The sequence below is a fragment of the Undibacterium sp. FT79W genome (genome assembly GCF_014284215.1).
GTDB lineage: Bacteria > Pseudomonadota > Gammaproteobacteria > Burkholderiales > Burkholderiaceae_D > Undibacterium > Undibacterium aquatile.
In genome coordinates this window covers 183,108-201,377 of the sequence record NZ_JACOGB010000005.1, presented here as the reverse complement: position 1 = coordinate 201,377, position 18,270 = coordinate 183,108, and the positions used below count along the sequence as shown (strand labels likewise).

The 18,270-nt window shown below is 51.4% G+C and carries 15 protein-coding genes; 5 read left to right on the top strand and 10 right to left on the bottom strand.

All coding sequences use genetic code 11. The annotated features are described in order from the left end of the window. The first annotated feature begins 278 nt into the window (after nt 1-278). From H8K38_RS10555 to dxs, 3 genes are read left to right on the top strand one after another with little or no spacing between them, the layout of a single operon-like run. On the top strand, nt 279-551 hold the full coding sequence (locus H8K38_RS10555) for an exodeoxyribonuclease VII small subunit (protein WP_186884790.1): 273 nt from the start codon (nt 279-281) through the stop codon (nt 549-551). Continuing rightward, complete coding sequence (locus tag H8K38_RS10550; protein ID WP_186884789.1) at nt 548-1,435, top strand: polyprenyl synthetase family protein; 888 nt, start codon at nt 548-550, stop codon at nt 1,433-1,435. The genes H8K38_RS10555 and H8K38_RS10550 overlap by 4 nt, the downstream gene beginning before the upstream one ends. A 13-nt stretch (nt 1,436-1,448) precedes the next feature. After that, nucleotides 1,449-3,320: a 1-deoxy-D-xylulose-5-phosphate synthase gene (gene dxs / locus H8K38_RS10545; RefSeq protein ID WP_186884788.1), complete on the top strand. Its 1,872-nt coding sequence runs from the start codon at nt 1,449-1,451 to the stop codon at nt 3,318-3,320. A gap of 204 nt (nt 3,321-3,524) precedes the next feature. Here the strand turns inward: dxs and lpxC are convergent, their stop codons facing one another. Both lpxC and H8K38_RS10535 read right to left on the bottom strand, forming a co-directional pair. Then, nucleotides 3,525-4,460: a UDP-3-O-acyl-N-acetylglucosamine deacetylase gene (gene lpxC, locus H8K38_RS10540; protein ID WP_186884962.1), complete on the bottom strand. Its 936-nt coding sequence runs from the start codon at nt 4,458-4,460 to the stop codon at nt 3,525-3,527. Nucleotides 4,461-4,618: 158 nt separating this feature from the next. Continuing rightward, nucleotides 4,619-5,125, bottom strand: a complete 507-nt coding sequence (locus H8K38_RS10535; RefSeq protein ID WP_186884787.1) for a peroxiredoxin — start codon at nt 5,123-5,125, stop codon at nt 4,619-4,621. A 289-nt stretch (nt 5,126-5,414) separates the two neighbouring features. Here H8K38_RS10535 and H8K38_RS10530 point away from each other — a divergent pair, with 289 nt between their 5' ends. Together H8K38_RS10530 and H8K38_RS10525 are read left to right on the top strand one after the other, a co-directional pair. After that, the gene (locus H8K38_RS10530; protein ID WP_186884786.1) at nt 5,415-7,082 is read left to right on the top strand and encodes a hypothetical protein; all 1,668 of its coding nucleotides are present in this window, start codon (nt 5,415-5,417) and stop codon (nt 7,080-7,082) included. 52 nt (nt 7,083-7,134) lie between these two features. Beyond that, nucleotides 7,135-8,643: a S8 family peptidase gene (locus H8K38_RS10525; protein ID WP_186884785.1), complete on the top strand. Its 1,509-nt coding sequence runs from the start codon at nt 7,135-7,137 to the stop codon at nt 8,641-8,643. 104 nt (nt 8,644-8,747) lie between these two features. On the opposite strand, the gene ftsZ is transcribed toward H8K38_RS10525, so the two are convergent. From ftsZ to murD, 8 genes are all read right to left on the bottom strand, one after another. After that, nucleotides 8,748-9,944: a cell division protein FtsZ gene (gene ftsZ, locus H8K38_RS10520; protein WP_186884961.1), complete on the bottom strand. Its 1,197-nt coding sequence runs from the start codon at nt 9,942-9,944 to the stop codon at nt 8,748-8,750. 123 nt (nt 9,945-10,067) lie between these two features. Beyond that, nucleotides 10,068-11,300, bottom strand: a complete 1,233-nt coding sequence (gene ftsA / locus H8K38_RS10515) for a cell division protein FtsA (RefSeq protein ID WP_186884784.1) — start codon at nt 11,298-11,300, stop codon at nt 10,068-10,070. Then, nucleotides 11,297-12,079: a cell division protein FtsQ/DivIB gene (locus H8K38_RS10510; protein WP_186884783.1), complete on the bottom strand. Its 783-nt coding sequence runs from the start codon at nt 12,077-12,079 to the stop codon at nt 11,297-11,299. The genes ftsA and H8K38_RS10510 overlap by 4 nt, the downstream gene beginning before the upstream one ends. A gap of 14 nt (nt 12,080-12,093) precedes the next feature. Further along, nucleotides 12,094-13,053, bottom strand: a complete 960-nt coding sequence (locus tag H8K38_RS10505) for a D-alanine--D-alanine ligase (protein WP_186884782.1) — start codon at nt 13,051-13,053, stop codon at nt 12,094-12,096. An 18-nt stretch (nt 13,054-13,071) separates the two neighbouring features. Further along, nucleotides 13,072-14,457, bottom strand: coding sequence for a UDP-N-acetylmuramate--L-alanine ligase (murC, locus tag H8K38_RS10500; protein WP_186884781.1), 1,386 nt, complete (start codon nt 14,455-14,457; stop codon nt 13,072-13,074). After that, entirely contained in the window at nt 14,454-15,536 is a 1,083-nt protein-coding gene (gene murG, locus H8K38_RS10495) for an undecaprenyldiphospho-muramoylpentapeptide beta-N-acetylglucosaminyltransferase (protein ID WP_186884780.1), read from the bottom strand. Before murG ends, murC begins: the two co-directional genes overlap by 4 nt. Further along, nucleotides 15,533-16,666: a putative lipid II flippase FtsW gene (gene ftsW, locus H8K38_RS10490; protein ID WP_223826840.1), complete on the bottom strand. Its 1,134-nt coding sequence runs from the start codon at nt 16,664-16,666 to the stop codon at nt 15,533-15,535. Before ftsW ends, murG begins: the two co-directional genes overlap by 4 nt. An 83-nt stretch (nt 16,667-16,749) precedes the next feature. Next, nucleotides 16,750-18,252 carry a UDP-N-acetylmuramoyl-L-alanine--D-glutamate ligase gene (murD, locus tag H8K38_RS10485; RefSeq protein ID WP_186884778.1) on the bottom strand — a complete coding sequence of 501 codons (1,503 nt, stop codon included), beginning with the start codon at nt 18,250-18,252 and terminating at the stop codon, nt 16,750-16,752. Between the last annotated feature and the right edge of the window lie 18 nt (nt 18,253-18,270).

The window sequence follows — 18,270 nt, the reverse complement described above, 5'->3', positions numbered from 1 at the left end:
TACGATGCAATATACAGTCAATAAAAAGGCCATTGAGCACACTATATACGCATATTTTCCACATGGAAATGTTTTGAATGCAATTTCAGATTGCGTTCAGTATAAATCCCTACTCGCAAGCACACCGGTTTCCCAACTGAAACAATTATTTCAAATTGTAAGTAAACATCGGGACTAAAAAAGCAGAATCGCCGCCAAGCTGACTTGTTTGCTCTAAAATAGAACGTTACATTTCTTTTTTGCGTAATTTCACGCGCTGTTAGTCATTAAATATCAATATGCCTAAAAAAAACGCTGGCGCAAACCAGCCGGATCCCGCCAACACGCCAGTCTCTTTTGAGGCAGCAATGAATGAACTAACCGGATTGGTGGCAAAAATGGAAGCCGGGGATCTGCCGCTGGAAGCCTCTGTCATTGCTTATCAGCGTGGCGCTGAATTAATTCAATTTTGTACTTCACAGCTGGATAAAGTGGAGCAACAAGTCAAAGTATTGGAAGCCGGAATGTTGAAATCTTTCCATGCAGACAATGGGGATGAGGATCTCACATGAGCCAACAATTCCGTGTCTGGATGCAACAAAAACAGGATCAATGCGAACGTGCGCTAGCGGCTTTCATCCCGCAAGCCTCCGTTGTTCCGGGTCATTTGCACGAAGCTATGCGTTATGCCGCGCTGGATGGTGGTAAGCGCGTTCGCCCATTACTGGTCTATGCAGCCGGACAATTATTCGATGCGCCGCAAGAAGCGCTGGATCGCGCCGCTGCTGCAGTCGAAATGATTCATGCCTATTCGCTGGTACATGATGATATGCCATGCATGGATGATGACGCGCTGCGCCGTGGCAAGCCGACCGTCCATGTGAAATATGACGAAGCAACCGCTTTGCTGGTTGGCGATGCGTTGCAAGCACAGGCGTTTCTGGTTCTTTCCGAAGGAAATACCAGTGCAGAAACCAGACTCGGACTGGTGCGCCTGCTTGCCCATGCTTCCGGCTCGGTCGGCATGTGTGGTGGTCAGGCCATTGATCTCGCCAGTGTTGGTCTGGCGCTGACACGCGAACAGCTGGAACAAATGCATCGCTTAAAAACCGGCGCTTTGCTGCGAGCTTCGGTACTCCTGGGTGCTTCCTGTGGCAAAACATTAAATCCGGAAGAAACTGCTGCGCTCAATACCTATGCTGCGGCAATCGGTCTGGCGTTCCAGGTCGTCGATGACGTGCTTGACGCGACGGCTGACTCTGCAACACTCGGCAAAACAGCCGGTAAAGACGCCGCGGACAATAAACCGACGTATGTCAGCCTGCTGGGTCTGCCGGCATCGCAGGAATTAGCCCGGCAACTCTGCCGCGAAGCACACGGCGCGCTGGATTCTTTTGGCGAAAAAGCACAACTGCTCCGGGATCTGGCTGACCTGATCGTGCAGCGACAAGCATAACTAGCACTTAACTATGACGAATTTACTGCAAAAAATTAACTCTCCTGCCGATCTGCGGCTGTTGTCGCGCCATCAGTTAGCACCGCTGGCGGATGAATTGCGCCAATACGTGATTGATTCCGTTTCCAAAACCGGCGGGCATCTGTCGTCCAATCTTGGTACGGTAGAGCTGACACTGGCGCTGCATTACGTATTTAACACACCGGAAGACCGTTTGATCTGGGACGTCGGTCATCAGACTTATCCGCACAAAATTCTGACCGGCCGGCGTGATCGCATGCACACTTTGCGTCAGTGGGAAGGCATCTCCGGCTTCCCGCGCAGAGATGAAAGTGAATACGATACCTTTGGCACTGCGCATTCATCGACTTCAATTTCTGCGGCATTAGGTATGGCTCTGGCCGCCCGCACGAAAGGTGAAGACCGGCATGCGGTTGCCATCATCGGCGATGGCTCCATGACTGCCGGCATGGCATTTGAAGCACTGAACAATGCCGGTGTACATGAAGACATCAACCTGCTGGTGGTGCTGAATGACAACGATATGTCGATCTCGCCTCCGGTCGGTGCACTGAACCGTTATCTGGCACGCCTGATGTCCGGTAAGTTTTACGCAGCAGCACGCAACGTCGGCAAATCTGTACTGCCTTCGCCTGTGCTGGAACTCGCCAAACGCTTTGAGGAACATGCAAAAGGCATGCTGGTGCCTGCGACCATGTTTGAAGAATTCGGGTTCAATTACATTGGCCCGATTGACGGCCACGATCTCGAATCGCTGATTCCGACACTGCAAAATATCCGGCAACTCAAAGGGCCGCAGTTTCTGCATGTGGTCACCAAAAAAGGTCAGGGATATAAACTGGCAGAAGCTGATCCTGTGTTGTATCACGGCCCCGGCAAATTTAATCCAGCCGAAGGGATCAAACCAAGCACGTCCGCGAAACAAACCTATACCCAGGTTTTCGGGCAATGGTTGTGCGATATGGCCGCCAGCGACGAGAAACTGGTCGGGATCACGCCCGCGATGCGTGAAGGTTCAGGCATGGTGGAATTTGAAAAGCAATTTCCGAAACGTTATTACGATGTCGGCATTGCTGAGCAACATGCCGTCACATTTGCCGCCGGCCTCGCTTGCGAGGGTCTGAAACCTGTTGTCGCGATTTACTCGACCTTCCTGCAACGCGCTTACGATCAGTTGATCCATGACGTCGCCCTGCAAAATCTGGATGTGACATTCGCGCTGGATCGCGCCGGGCTGGTTGGCGCCGACGGCGCCACCCACGCAGGCAATTACGACGTCGCCTATTTGCGCTGCATTCCTAACATGGTCGTGATGGCTGCCTCCGATGAAAATGAATGTCGCCAGATGTTGACGACCGGCTACAACTACCCCGGGCCTGCCGCCATTCGCTACCCGCGCGGTGCCGGTATCGGCGTCAAACCGGATACTGAATTGAGCAGTCTGATTATTGGTAAAGGTGAAGTCAGACGCGAGGGCAACAAGATCGCCATTCTGGCCTTTGGCTCTATGCTGCAACCATCGCTCCACGCCGCTGATATTCTGGATGCGACCGTGGCGAATATGCGTTTCATCAAGCCGCTTGATGTCGAATTACTGAAAACTCTTGCTGACTCGCATGATGTTCTGGTGACCGTGGAAGAAGGCTGCAAAATGGGCGGCGCCGGATCGGCCGTTGCCGAAGCGCTGGCCGATGCTGGCATCTGCAAACCTTTGCTGATCCTTGGTTTGCCGGATAAATTTATCGATCATGGCGATCCGGCATTGTTGTTGAGCCAGTGCGGTCTCGATAGCAATGGCATCGTGCAGGCGATACGCGAACGCTTTAAACTCAGCACCACATCAACACCGGCGCAAGCAGCCTGATTACCGGCACCGGCGCGATCAACGAAAAATGGCTACCGTGCGGTAGCCATTTTTTTGCCTGATTGAGATCGGAGGATGGAAGCTTAAGACATCAATACCGGAAAATAGAAGCCGCTGAGAGCCTAAATATACTCCCCCCAGTATCTATTAAGCCCCTTTATTTACGCTGAGAATAAGCGTTTTTTACGACATACTCCCCTGAAATCAGGCGGCAACCCATTCGCGCGTGGCTTGTCCGGCATAGCTGACGGGTGCATTCTGCTCATCATCAAAGGTCACGATCTCGTACGCATCCGGTTGTGCCAACAAAGCACGCAACAATTGATTATTCAGTCCATGGCCGGATTTGTGCGCTGTGTAGCTGGCCAGGAAAGGATGACCGATCAGATACAGATCACCGATGGCATCGAGAATTTTATGGCGCACAAATTCATCGTCGAAACGCAGACCGTCTGAATTCAGTATCCGGTATTCGTCCATCACGATCGCATTTTCCATGGAACCGCCTCGCGCCAGCCCAATGCCGCGCAACATTTCCACATCCTGCATGAAACCGAAAGTGCGCGCTCTGGCGACGTCTTTGACAAACGAGACTTTTTCAAAATCGACCTCGGCGGTCTGCACCGTGCCATCCACAGCGGGGTGATTGAATTCAATGAAGAAATGCAGTTTGAAACCGTTATATGGCTCCAGTCTCGCCCATTTTTCAGCGGCCCCTTTGCCCTCGCGGATTTCTACCGGTTTCAATACGCGGATAAATTTCTTGGCTGCGTCTTGCTGTTGCAACCCGGCTTCCTGCAACAAGTAAACGAACGACGATGCGGAGCCATCCATGATAGGAATTTCTTCCGCGCTGACATCGATATACAAATTATCGATACCGAGTCCTGCACAGGCAGATAACAGATGCTCGACCGTAGAAACCCGTTCGTCACCGTTGGACAAAGTTGACGCCATGCGGGTATCGCCGACACCGGTTGCGTTGGCAGGAAAAACTAATGGCGGGGTCAAATCCGTACGGGTAAAAACAATGCCGGTATCCACCGGTGCCGGGCGCAAAACCAGCTCGACCTTGGTGCCGGAATGCAGACCCACGCCTATGGTTCTGACTTCTTGTTTGATAGTGATTTGCTTTAACATCCGGGTATTATAACGAGTCACGCCAAGCCAATGTGCTGGCGCTGTCATTCGCTGTTGCAAAAACAGATAAGCCGCAAACGAGCGGTAAAAAAATCATTTATATAAAAAAAACAGCGCCAGCCAAAGAATGGCGGCGCTGCTCTCATGGAAACTAAAAATTAAGCGAGTTGTGCTAACAAGGTTTCCACATTGGATACTTCAAATTTTCCGCCAGCTTCCACGTTCAGTTGCTTGACGACACCGTCAACTGCCAGCAAAGAATAACGCTGGGAACGAACACCCATACCAAATTTACTGAAATCTGCATCCAGACCCAGCGCTTTACTGAATGCTGCATTACCGTCGGCCATCATACGCACGACGCCGGTGGCTTTTTGATCGCGGCCCCACGCGCCCATCACAAATGCGTCGTTCACGGAAACACACCATATTTCATCAACGCCTTTGGCTTTTAATTCAGCAGCATGCGCGATGTAGCCAGGAAGATGTTGTGCCGAACAAGTTGGCGTGTATGCACCTGGCAGACCAAAAATCGCAATCGTTTTTCCTTTGACCAGATCAGCAACTTGGAAAGTATTCGGGCCAATACTGCAACCTTCGCCAGCAACCTCGACAAATTCTGCCAAGCTGCCTGCCGGTAACTGTTCGCCAATTTGTATGCTCATCATCATTCCTTTCGTTTAATTCAAATAATTAACTATCTTGCGATAGCCCGGTACGCCAGATCATTCCGGCGATCAAGCTCGCAGTATGCCTGAGCTGTCGAAAAGCTGCTGACGCCGTCATAAAGTCAATTCAGGAAAACCAAAGTTGTAAAAATTTTTACATTTTTATAGGTAATTTCCCAACAGTAAGTTCCATAAATGCAATGCGGATGCTAGGATAGTCCAATTAATTACTTAAATATCAATAATTCGGTCTGGTAATTCCCATTACATGGAGGGGTGCATACAAATGAAGCAATCCAAGGCAAATGGCAGTATTCACAGGAAATATCTTGCAAGCGCACTGATCAGCATCGGCGTCAGTTACGGGCTTTCAGGCTGTGGCGGTGGCAGCAGTGCTCCGGCGGCGGTCGCACCACCCACACCACCAACCGTCAGTATCGATGTTTTCGGCGCGCGTGGCGCGCTGTTAACCGCAGTCGTCAGTAGCACGGACTGCGCCACGACGCCAACAGTCAGTTGGCAAAATTCTTCTGGCGTTGCGGTGGGTAGCGGCACCAGCATTCAGGACACACAACCCAATTCAATTCTGACTGCGACGGCAAGCTGCTCAAGCGCTACTGCCAGCCAGAAACTCGCAGCGAATTCTGTGCATACTGCACTTTCCGCTTTTGCGGTACTACAAAACGGCAGCGCCGTGGCCTGGGGCAATCCGGTCTGGGGCGGACAAACCAGCACCGCTGCGGCAATCACGAGCATTTCTCAGTTATACGCGTCCGAGCGCGGCTTTGCAGCGCTACTCAGCGACAATACAATGAAGGCCTGGGGCAGCAGCTATGTCGCTGTCACCGATCCGAATTTAGTCTATCCGGCAACAGGCGCGATCGCCACCAGCCCACTGACCAACATCGCTACCGTCATGCCAGGCAGACTCGCCTATTTCGTGACAAAAAAAGACGGCTCGATTGCCGCCTGGGGAAATTTCCGTGGCGTCACCGATGGCGTGGACGGCTATATCGGTGATGCGAAAACTGGTCTCAACCCTGTCACGCTGGCGTTGCTGACCGACGTCAAAGCGCAGGCTTCGACCGAAGGTGCGTATGCCTTATTGAAAGGCGACGGTACTGTGGTGACGTTTGGCGATCAGGATGCGGGCGGGAACTCGTCAGCAGTTCAGCCCTTACTGGTTGGCGTAACGCAGATCGTCGGGAATAACTTTGACTTTGTCGCCTTGCGTAAAGATGGCAAGGTAGTGACCTGGGGTTACGGCTACGCGGCAAAATCAGGTGAGGCCGAAATTAATCCAACGCTGGCAGACATCTCGAAACTTTATGTCAGCGGTAATGCGGCGGCGGCAGTGTCCAACACCGGTGCCGCATTTGCCTTTGGTTTTGCACCTCAGATTGAAGCAGCCGATTCCAGTTCACTGACAGCATCACTGACCAACGTCAGCAATATTTACTCTACGCAAACGGCATTTGCCGCATTGCGAACTGATGGCACCGTTATCAGTTGGGGTGATCTGCCACGGATGGGAAATAGTCTGAATGCCGTTCAGTCTTCCCTGACGAACGTAAAATCAGTACAGGCGACAGAATATGCATTCGCTGCACTGAAAGGTGATGGTACGGTCGTCAGCTGGGGCGATCCGGAACTGGGTGGCGACAGCAGCGCAGTGAAAGCGCAGTTAACTAACGTCGTTGCTCTCAGTGCCAACAAATATGCATTCGCCGCACTGAAGTCAGATGGCAGTGTGGTGACCTGGGGCATGAAAACGAAAGGCGGCGACAGCAGTGCCGTCGCGGCAAAATTAACCAATGTCCGCGCCATTTATGCCACTGCATATGGTGCGTTCCTCGCGGTGAATAAAGACGGCAGCTTCGTTACCTGGGGCGATCAGTGGGCTGGCGGCGGAACCGCTCCGGCAACATTGACAAAAATCCCTTACCTCGGCTGACATCAGCGTCGTCCATCGCATCAATGCCATGAATAGAAATGGAGAACATCGTATGAAATTTTTCGCTTTCAAAGCAAAACCTCTGATCGCAGCCATACTCGGCACCATGATATGTGCGTCAGCGCACGCCACCGTCAGAGAGCAGGACAACACCACTGCCACGCCTCGCAGAGAAGCAGAAAATCTGACTCAGATCATAGTGAAGTACCGCAATGAGCGCAGCAATGCAAACGAAGCGGCCAGCCTCAGCGGCAATAAAGCGGCGCTGGCACAAGTGCAGACACAAAGAATATCGGCACTACAATCAGTTGCCAGAACTTATAACGCCACATTTGCGTTAAAGCGTCAGATCGTTACCGGCGGCTGGGTGTATCGGGCAAATACTGCGTTAAAACCTTCGCAAATGATGGCACTCGCCGCGAAACTGCAAGCAGCCGACCGCTCTATCGAATATGCTGAACCAGATTACATTCTGCGCCCGGCGTATACCCCGACCGACCCGCTATTTACCTCGCAATGGGATATGCAGGAAAGTGCCACACAGCCAGGCGGTCTGAATCTGTCTGCAGCCTGGGATATCAGTAAAGGTGACAAAGTCACCGTTGCCGTCATTGATACCGGCTACCGTCCACATCCGGATCTGCTGCAAAATCTGATCCCGGCACCAGGCGGAAGCGCAAATCAGTATGGCTACAACTTTATCAGCAAGGCCTCGACAGCCCGCATTACATTACCAAAGGATGTGAGCAGCGCTCGCGGCCCGGATGCGATTGACCTCGGTGACTGGGTAGAAAAAACGGATACAGATTGCCCGTCTCACGCACAAGATAGCAGTTGGCATGGCACACATGTGGCAGGCACAATTGCTGCGGCAGCCAACGGTATCGGAATTACCGGTGTCGCGCCGAACGCCCGGATTTTACCGTTAAGAGCACTGGGTAAATGTGGCGGAGAAAGTTCAGATATTGCAGATGCCGTTGCCTGGGCTGCAGGATTACATATCGAAGGCGTGCCGGATAACACCAACAAAGCGAATGTCATTAATCTCTCTCTTGGCGGGACACATGCCTGCAGTAAAACAAATGCAGCAGCCTATCAAAGTGCGATCGCGAATGGAGCAGTGATTGTTGTCGCGGCCGGCAATGAAGCGCTTGACGCACGCCTGTCGAGTCCGGCGAACTGCCCGGGTGTGATTACCGTCGCATCAAACTCGATCACCGGTGGTCGCGCAAGTTATTCAAATTACGGAGCGACCGTCAGCGTCACCGCGCCGGGTGGAGGCTTTACGACAGCGGCAGACAGAATCCTCTCAACGCTGCCAAGCGGAAAAACCGTCGCGACGGATGACACCACGTATGGTTTGATGGCGGGTACCTCGCAAGCGACACCGCATGTGGCGGGTGTGATCGCGCTGATGATGGCAGTCAATCCTAAACTGACATCCGCGCAGGTACGCAGCATACTGATCAAAACCGCGCGCCCGGCACCGGCAAACTGTCCCGGCTGTGGAGCCGGTATTGTTGACGCGGCTGCAGCTGTCAAAGCGGCCAGCGGAAATTAAAAAATAACGCCCCGGATGTATCGGGGCGTACCTTGATTAATTTTGCCGAAAATAAAAAAAGCCCGCATTATATGCGGGCTTTTTTAATGAGGACGACAGATAAATCAGTCTGCCTGCTTACGCAAAAATGCTGGAATGTCGTAGGTTTCCATGCCATTTTTTTCTAACGCACGCACCGTGTCTGATGCAGATTCGCGACGCCATACTGCTGGCTTGCTCAATCCGTCAAATGCTGGTGCAGCGCTTGCCATACCATTCGACACTGTCGTTGTAGCCATCGCCGCAGCCATCATCGGCTCATTATTGGTACCGGTACGCAGCATCGGTGTTTGCACGAGCTGAATATTTTTCTTACCACGTCCCAGTCCTGTCGCAACGACCGTTACACGGATATCGTCACCCATGGTGTCGTCGTATGCGATACCTTGAGCAATCGATGCATCCGGTGCTGCGAATGCGCGCACAGCTGCCATGACTTCTTTAATTTCTTTACCTTTGAGGCTGCGGCTGGCAGTTACATTCACCAATACACCACGCGCACCGGACAGATCAATACCATCCAGCAAGGGTGATGCGACAGCTTGTTCAGCAGCGATGCGTGCGCGATCAACACCGGATGCTGTCGCCGTACCCATCATTGCTTTACCTTGCTCACCCATGATCGTTTTCACGTCATTGAAGTCGACATTGATATGACCCGGTACATTGATGATTTCAGCAATACCGGCAACGGCATTGTTCAGCACATCATCCGCATGTTGCAGCCATTCGATCATGCTGTCGTCTTCATAAATCTCTTCGAGTTTTTCGTTGAGAATGATGATCAGCGAATCGACGTGCTGGGTCAGCGCATCCAGACCTTCATCAGCGATGTCCATGCATTTCTTACCTTCGTAAGAAAAAGGTTTGGAAACCACCGCCACGGTTAAGGCACCAAGCTCTTTCGCCACTTGTGCCACGACTGGTGCCGCACCGGTACCGGTACCACCGCCCATACCGGCAGCGATAAAGACCATGTGCGCGCCACGCAATGCGTCTTCGATGCGGGCACGTGAATCTTCTGCCAGCTTGCGACCAACTTCCGGTTTCATACCGGCACCCAAACCGGTTTCGCCGATTTGAATCACGTTATGCGCTTTGGATTGCAACAACGCTTGCGCATCCGTATTTGCAGCGATGAATTCAACGCCGCAAACCCCTTTATTGATCATGTGCTGAACAGCATTGCCGCCGGCACCACCCACGCCAACCACTTTGATTACAGTACCTTGTGTGGCGTTATCAACCATATCGAACTCCATCATGACTCCTCCAGATAGGCAGTTACCAGTCGCTAATGATCACAAGATGTGACGACTAGCGACTAATAACTGTAGATCAAACCATTATAAAATGAGTACACCAATTACGATACAAAAAGCTACTTAAAAATTCCCCAAAAACCACTCTTTCATGCGCTGCCAGACTGCTTTTGCTGAACCTTCCTGCCTTGTCACAAGATGACCGCGCAAATACTGCTTCTTCGCTTCCAACAACAACCCTAAAACAGTGGCGTAACGCGGACTTCTGACAACATCAGCAAGTTGTCCGCTGTACGCTGGCATCCCTAATCTCGTTGGCTTTAAAAATATATCTTCAGCCATCTCAACCATGCCTGGCATCGCTGACGATCCACCTGTTAAAACGATGCCTGATGAGAGCACATCTTCATAACCGGATTCACGTACCACCTGGTGCACCAGCGCAAATAACTCTTCAACACGTGGTTCAATCACTGCTGCCAACGCCTGGCGTGACAACGAGCGCGGACCACGATCACCCAGCCCCGGTACATCCAGCGTATCCGCCGGATCAGCCAGCACTTGTTTGGCAACACCGAAGCGCACTTTGATTTCTTCCGCTTCCGAAGTCGGTGTGCGCAAAGCCATCGCAATATCATTCGTGATCTGATCACCTGCAATCGGAATCACAGCCGTATGACGAATCGCACCTTCACTGAAGACCGCCACATCTGTCGTGCCGCCGCCGATATCAATCAGAACAACGCCGAGTTCTTTTTCGTCTTTCGTCAGCACCGCTTCTGCCGATGCCATCGGTTGCAGAATCAGATCGGATACTTCCAGTCCACAACGGCGCACGCATTTCACAATATTCTGTACAGCAGAAACCGCGCCGGTCACGATATGTACTTTGACTTCGAGACGGATACCGCTCATACCTATCGGTTCACGTACATCATCCTGACTATCGACAATAAATTCCTGAGGCAAGGTATGCAGCAGTTGCTGATCAGTCGGAATGTTGACCGCTTTTGCCGTTTCGATTACGCGCGACACGTCGGCGGCGGTGACTTCCTTATCTTTAATCGCCACCATGCCGCTGGAATTAAAGCTGCGGATATGACTACCTGCAATGCCGGTATAAACACGACTGATCTTACAGTCCGCCATCAGCTCGGCTTCTTCAAGCGCACGCTGTATCGATTCGACGGTCGCCTCAATATTCACGACCACGCCTTTTTTCAGGCCTTTCGATTCGTGCTGTCCCAGGCCGATTACCTCATGCCTGCCATCCGGCATGACTTCAGCGACAACCGCCACCACTTTGGAGGTTCCGATATCGAGACCAACGATCAGATTTTTTGCGTCTTTTGTCATGTCTTTCCACTTGCTTTTGTTTGCTTTTTCAATCCCATGGAACTGTGGCTGGATTTCAACGCCAATCCATTTGGATAACGCATATCTACACTTTGAATACTATCTTCCAGACTCGATATCAATTGCGGATAAACCGTCATCAATTTATCCACTCTATCCTGCAAAGTCTTACCGTCCTGCACCCTACCCAACTCTACCTGCATGCCATTATTTAACTTGACGCTCCATGCATACCGACTGGAATATTTCACTTCGTCCGGTTCAAGATTTATTCTAGAAAACCATTTTTTAAATTCCTGATACTGCGTCAGCACTTCTTTTTCACTGCCATCAGGGCCGCTCAGGTTAATCAGATCAGCATCTTCTTCTGCTTCGGCAAGATTGGCGGTAAACACATCACCATTCACAGAAATCAAACGACCGTCATCCCCCCAAGTGCCTAACACAACATGCTCGTCCAGTTTCACAATCAGCTTATTCGGCCACTCTCTCTGAATACTCGCTTTTCTTACCCATGGAACGCTTTCGAAAGCACCGCGTACTGCATCCAGATTCGCCGTAAAAAAATTTCCTCTGATGCGTGGAATGGCTGAATTTTTAATCGTCAACGCATTCACGTGTTTTAAGGCTTGCGAACTCATGCCTTCCACCCGAATCGAGGCTAATGTGAACATCGGGCGTTGAATCACCCACCAGACGCCAGACATCATCAGAATGAACAGCACCATGCCGAATAAGGCATTTGCCGTGTTGTTCATCAGTTTGACGTCATGCCACATCAGTTATTCCTTTTTTACTTTGATTCAGTACGGATTTTCAAGCGCGCAGTTTTTAAAATTTCAACGCACAGATCCTCGTAACTCATCCCGGTTGCTTTGGCAGCCATCGGTACCAGTGAATGCCCTGTCATACCTGGCGAGGTATTTATCTCCAGCAAAAATGGACGCTGATCCGAATTACGTACCAACACGTCTATCCTTGCCCAGCCTTCACAATCTAATGCGCGATAAGCCTCGACAGCCATTTGCTGAATCGCTGTTGTCAGTACCGCATCCAGTGGTGCGGGACACAGGTATTGCGTATCGTCGGTAAAATATTTGTTCTGATAATCATAGTTACCATCCGGTGCAACGATTTCAATGATGGGCAACGCATAAGCCTGCTCACCTCTGCCGAGCACGGCAACAGTGAATTCACGCCCTTCAATAAATTCCTCCGCCAGCACGACTTCATCAAACTGCGCGGCAAGCGTATAAGCCTGCTGCATTTCAGCAGCAGTATTCACTTTAGTAATTCCTATCGTTGAGCCCTCGTGCGGCGGCTTCATGATCAGCGGCAAACCCAAGTTCTGAGTAATCGCTGCTAAATCAGATTGCGCGTTCAACACAGCGTAGCCCGGCGTGCTGATGCCATGGGTTTGCCAGATGCGCTTCGTAAAAATTTTGTCCATGGCAATCGCAGATGCCATGACACCGCTGCCGGTATACGGAATATTTAACTGTTCCAGCACACCTTGCATACTGCCGTCTTCACCATATCGACCATGCAATGCGATAAACACGCGATCAAATTTTTCAGCAGCTAATTCCGCAATACTGCGTTCAGCAGGATCGAAGGCATGCGCATCGACGCCCTTGCTTTTCAGCGCTGCCAATACGCCGCTGCCAGACATGATGGAGATATCGTGCTCAGCAGAACGCCCGCCAAACAAAACGCCGACTTTACCTAAAGATTTATAATCAATTTCGCTCATGATTTTGTATCACTTCATTTATTTTGCCTGTGCCAGTTTTGCCGGCACTGCACTGATAGATCCTGCACCCATCACAATCAACACGTCACCATCTTTTAGGACGTGTAACAAGCTTTCCGGCATCTCTTGTATTTCCTCAACAAATACCGGCTCTATTTTTCCCATCACCCGCAAGGCGCGTGCCAGTGAACGTCCGTCAGCGGCGAGTATCGGCGCTTCGCCTGCGGCATACACTTCCGCCAGCACGGCAGCGTCAGCTGTAGAAATGACTTTGACAAAATCTTCAAACAAATCCCGTGTCCGGGTATAGCGGTGCGGCTGAAATGCCAGGACTAAACGACGCCCCGGATAAGCGCCACGTGCGGCCGCCAGAGTTGCCGCCATTTCGACAGGATGATGACCATAATCATCTACCAGTGCGAAACTGCCGCCACCGGCCAGAGCAATTTCACCATAGCGGGTAAAGCGACGACCCACACCATTGAATTCGCTCAATGCTTTTTGTGTCGCTTCATCTGCGACGCCGACTTCACGCGCGATCGCAATCGCGGCGCAGGCGTTCTGCACATTATGCATACCAGGCTGATTTAAACTCACTCGCATATCAGCATAGCCGTCCTGCACCACGGTGAAATGCATCTTGCCATCGGCAGCAATCGCGTCAATCGCGCGGACATCTGCATCTTCCCGAAAACCGTAAGTGACGACAGGCTTAGAGATAAACGGCATGATTTCACGTACATTCGAATCATCCACGCACAACACAGCAACGCCATAAAATGGCAAGCGCTGCGTGAATTCAATGAATGCCTGTTTCAGTCGCGCAAAATCATGTCCATAGGTTTCCATGTGATCGGCATCGATATTCGTGATGACTTCTATCACAGGCAACAGATTCAGAAATGAAGCATCCGACTCATCCGCCTCGGCAACGATGAAATCGCCACTTCCTAATTTAGCATTGGCACCAGCACTGTTAAGGCGTCCGCCAATCACAAACGTAGGATCAAAACCACCTTGCGCCAACACGCTCGCCACCAGACTGGTCGTCGTTGTCTTGCCATGTGTGCCGGCAATCGCAATGCCGCTCTTCAGACGCATCAGCTCGGCCAACATCAGAGCGCGTGGCACGATAGGAATGTGCTTCGCTCTGGCAGCGATCACTTCGGGGTTATCTGCTTTCACTGCCGTTGATGTCACAACCGCATCTGCACCTGCAATATTTTCCGCCGCATGCCCGATCTTCACGTCAGCACCGAGGCTCGCGAGACGCTGCGACGCAGAGTTGCTACTCAGATCTGAACCTGAAATGGTGTATCCGAGATTGAGTAAGACCTCGGCGATACCGCTCATGCCTGAGCCGCCAATACCGACAAAATGAATATGTTTAACTTTATGCTTCATGCTAATGCTTCCAGAATTTTTGCAATGTTTGCATTTGCTTCGCGTTGACCGAGTGCATACGCTTTCTCTGCCATCTGCAAACATTGGTGGCGATCAAGCGCCTGTAATTTTTCAGCCAACAGCGCCGGTGTCAGCTCCGACTGAGGCAGATAAACTGCGGCCTGCTGCTGTGCCATCCAGGTGGCATTTTCCTTTTGATGCGACGTACTGGAAGCCATAAAAGGTACGAGTATGCTGGCAACACCTGCTGCAGTTAACTCCGATACCGTAATGGCACCAGCGCGGCAAATCACCAGATCTGCCTCAGCATAACGCTGCGGCATGTCGTCGATGAAATCGCGTATCTCGGCCTGCACGCCGGCTTGCGCGTAATTCGCCCGCAAAGCATCAATATTTTGTTTGCCTGACTGATGAGTTAACGTCGGACGCTGCGCTTCCGGAATCAATGCCAGTGCTTTTGGCAGGCAATCATTCAACACTTTTGCGCCAAGGCTACCGCCGACAACCAGAATACGTAAAGTACCTGTACGCTGCGCATAACGCGTTGCGGGTGCAGGCAAAGCCGTAATTTCCTGACGCACAGGATTACCGGTCAAAGCGATTTTTTGATCTACGGATAAACTCTCAGACGGCAGTCCAAATAACAGTTTGCTGGCAAATGGTTTCAACGCTTTATTCGACAACAACAATGCGGCATCGGCATTCATCAGTACCAACGGCGTACCACGCAAGGCCGCGACAACACCGCCTGGTACCGTCACATAGCCGCCCATACCAAGCACAACATCAGGGCGACGCTGACTGAAAATGCGTGCGCAATGAAAAAAACTGGCGATCAGTTTGAAAGCCCCGGTCACGCTGTGTTTCCAGCCTTTACCTCGCAAACCGGTGAAGTCCAGGCTATCCATAGAAATCTGATGCTTAGGCACAATCTGGCACTCCATGCCCGTCATGGTTCCGAGCCAGGACACTTCCCAGCCGCGTTCCCGCATCAATTCTGCAATTGCCAGCCCCGGGAAAATATGACCACCAGTACCCGCGGCCATAATCATGAGTTTTTTCGAAGCGACTGAAGTCATAAGCGGCCTCCACGCATCAAAACACGATTTTCATAATCGACCCGCAGCAAAATAGCCAGCCCCACACAATTAATTAACACACCAGAACCACCATAGCTCATCAACGGCAAAGTCAGACCTTTGGTTGGCAGCAACCCGAGATTCACACCCATATTGATAAACGCCTGTACACCAATCCAGATGCCGATTCCCTTCGCGGTCAGACCGGCGAAAGTCTGATCCAGCGCGATCGCTTGTCTGCCAATTTCAAATGCGCGTTTGATGATCCAATAAAACAATAAAACGACGACAGTCACACCGACGAAACCCAGCTCTTCACCGATCACGGCCAACAGAAAATCCGTATGTGCCTCCGGCAGATAATGTAATTTTTCAACGCTGGCACCCAAGCCGACACCAAACAACTCGCCGCGCCCGAACGCAATCAGCGAATGCGTCAATTGATACGCTTTGCCAAGCGCATGATCATCGTCAAACGGACTCAGGTACGCAAAGATACGTTCGCGGCGCCACGGCGACAGCAAAATAACCATCGTAAAAATACCCACCAGCGTTGCGGCAATACCACCGAACCAGATGCCATTAATCCCGCCCAGAAAAAGTATGCCCATCGCAATACAGACAATCACACCGAAAGCGCCAAGATCGGGCTCCAGCAGCAGCAACAATCCCACGACGCCCACAGCTGCCAGCATAGGAACGAAGCCTTTGGTCAGCTTGTGCATATATTCTTGTTTACGCACCGTATAGTCAGCGGCATACAGCACCATGAATAACTTCATGAACTCGGATGGCTGCAAATTAAATACCTTGAATGAAAGCCAGCGTTTCGCGCCATTCACACCCTTACCAAGTCCAGGGATCAGTACCGCGACCAGCAAAATCAACGTGAAGACGAACAAATACGGTGCCAGTTTTTGCCAGGTCAATACCGGCATACGAAATACCAGTGCAGCTGCGATAATCGAGACCAATACAAACATCGCCTGGCGCACCAGAAAATGCGAATTTTTATAGCTCGCATATTTAGGTGAGTCTGGCAGAGAGATCGATGCCGAATACACCATGACCATGCCGAATAACATCAGGATCATGGTGACCCATACCAATGGCTGATCGTAGTTCATCATTTTCGAGCGGTTCACCAGTTGCGTCTCCGGACCCGGAGCCGAAAATGGCAGCCATCGCTGTATTGGCAGGAGCAATTGCTTCATCAGCAAATCTCCCCGCGTGACAATGCTACTTCACGCACAGCATCAGCAAAGACCTCGGACCGGTGCGCATAGTTACGGAACATGTCCAGACTCGCACAAGCAGGGGACAGCAGAACAATATCGCCCTCTTTTGCAATATCTGCCGCCGCCTGCACCGCAAGCTCCAGGCTGTTAAGTTCCTGAGTCTCGACCTGCGTAGTAGAAATCACCTGACGAATCTCGTCCTTCGCTTTACCGATCAGCAATACACTCTTCGCATATCGTCCGACCACATCTGCCAATGGAGAAAAGTCCTGTCCCTTGCCCTCGCCACCCGCAATCAGAATAATGCGTTTGTCGAATCCTTCAGCCTGCTGTCCCAAGCCTTTTAAGGCGGCGACAGTTGCACCGACATTCGTTCCTTTACTGTCATCGATGTAATCAACACCGCCAACACTATTGATGAGCTCAACCCGGTGCGGCTCGCCCTTATACTCACGTAAACCGTGCAGCAAAGGCGCAAATGAAAGACCAATACCACGACACAATGCCAGCGCGGCAAGCGCATTCGCGGCATTATGCTGCCCACGAATCTGCAAAGCATCCGTTGGCATCAGTCGCGTGATCATGCACGGAATTTCTTCTGCTTCTTTTTTCTTCCGACGACCGGTGACGACGGGTACATCTTCCGCCGCAACAGCGACCGCCAACCAGCCCATGCCATGTTCATTCAACAGACCAAGATCACCGATATGCTCCGGCGCATCAACACCAAAACTGATTACCGCCGCCTGTGGCTTCAACATCGACATCACCAAAGCGTCGTCACGATTCAGGACTTGTATCGTTGTCTCACCGAAAATCCGCGCTTTATCAGCGCAATAGGCTTGCATGCTGCCATGCCAGTCGAGGTGATCCTGGGTGATATTAAGCACGGTCGCCACATCCGCATTCAGACTGAATGTCGTGTGCAACTGAAAACTGGATAATTCCAGCACCCATACTTGTGGCAGAACGTCTTGTTCCATCACTTCGTACAAGACATCAAGAACTGCCGGACTGATATTGCCAGCGACACGGGTTGATAAGCCAGCGCGTTCGCACAATAAGCCAACCAGACTGGTCACTGTAGTTTTACCATTCGTGCCGGTAATCGCAATCACTTTCGGCTGATACGCACGCTCTTCTTTCAGACTCAACAGGGCTTGCGCGAATAACTCGATCTCGCCCCACAGCGGGATATTCTGCGCAGCTGCAGCCGGAATGATGTCACGCAGTTCGCGCGCGGGAGCAAGGCCGGGGCTGACTGCCACAAAATCTATATCGTTCAGCAATTCTGCAGAAAACTCACCGGCAATGAATTCAATCTGATCGTTCAAAGCACGTAACGCCGTTAAACGTTCCGGCGCAGAGCGGGTATCCGCAACACGCAGACGAGCCCCGGCACGCAACAACCAGCGCGCCATTGCGAGACCGGATTCTCCCAGTCCCAGGACTAATACGTGTTTTTCAGAAAAATTCATAAACCCTTACTTCTGCCA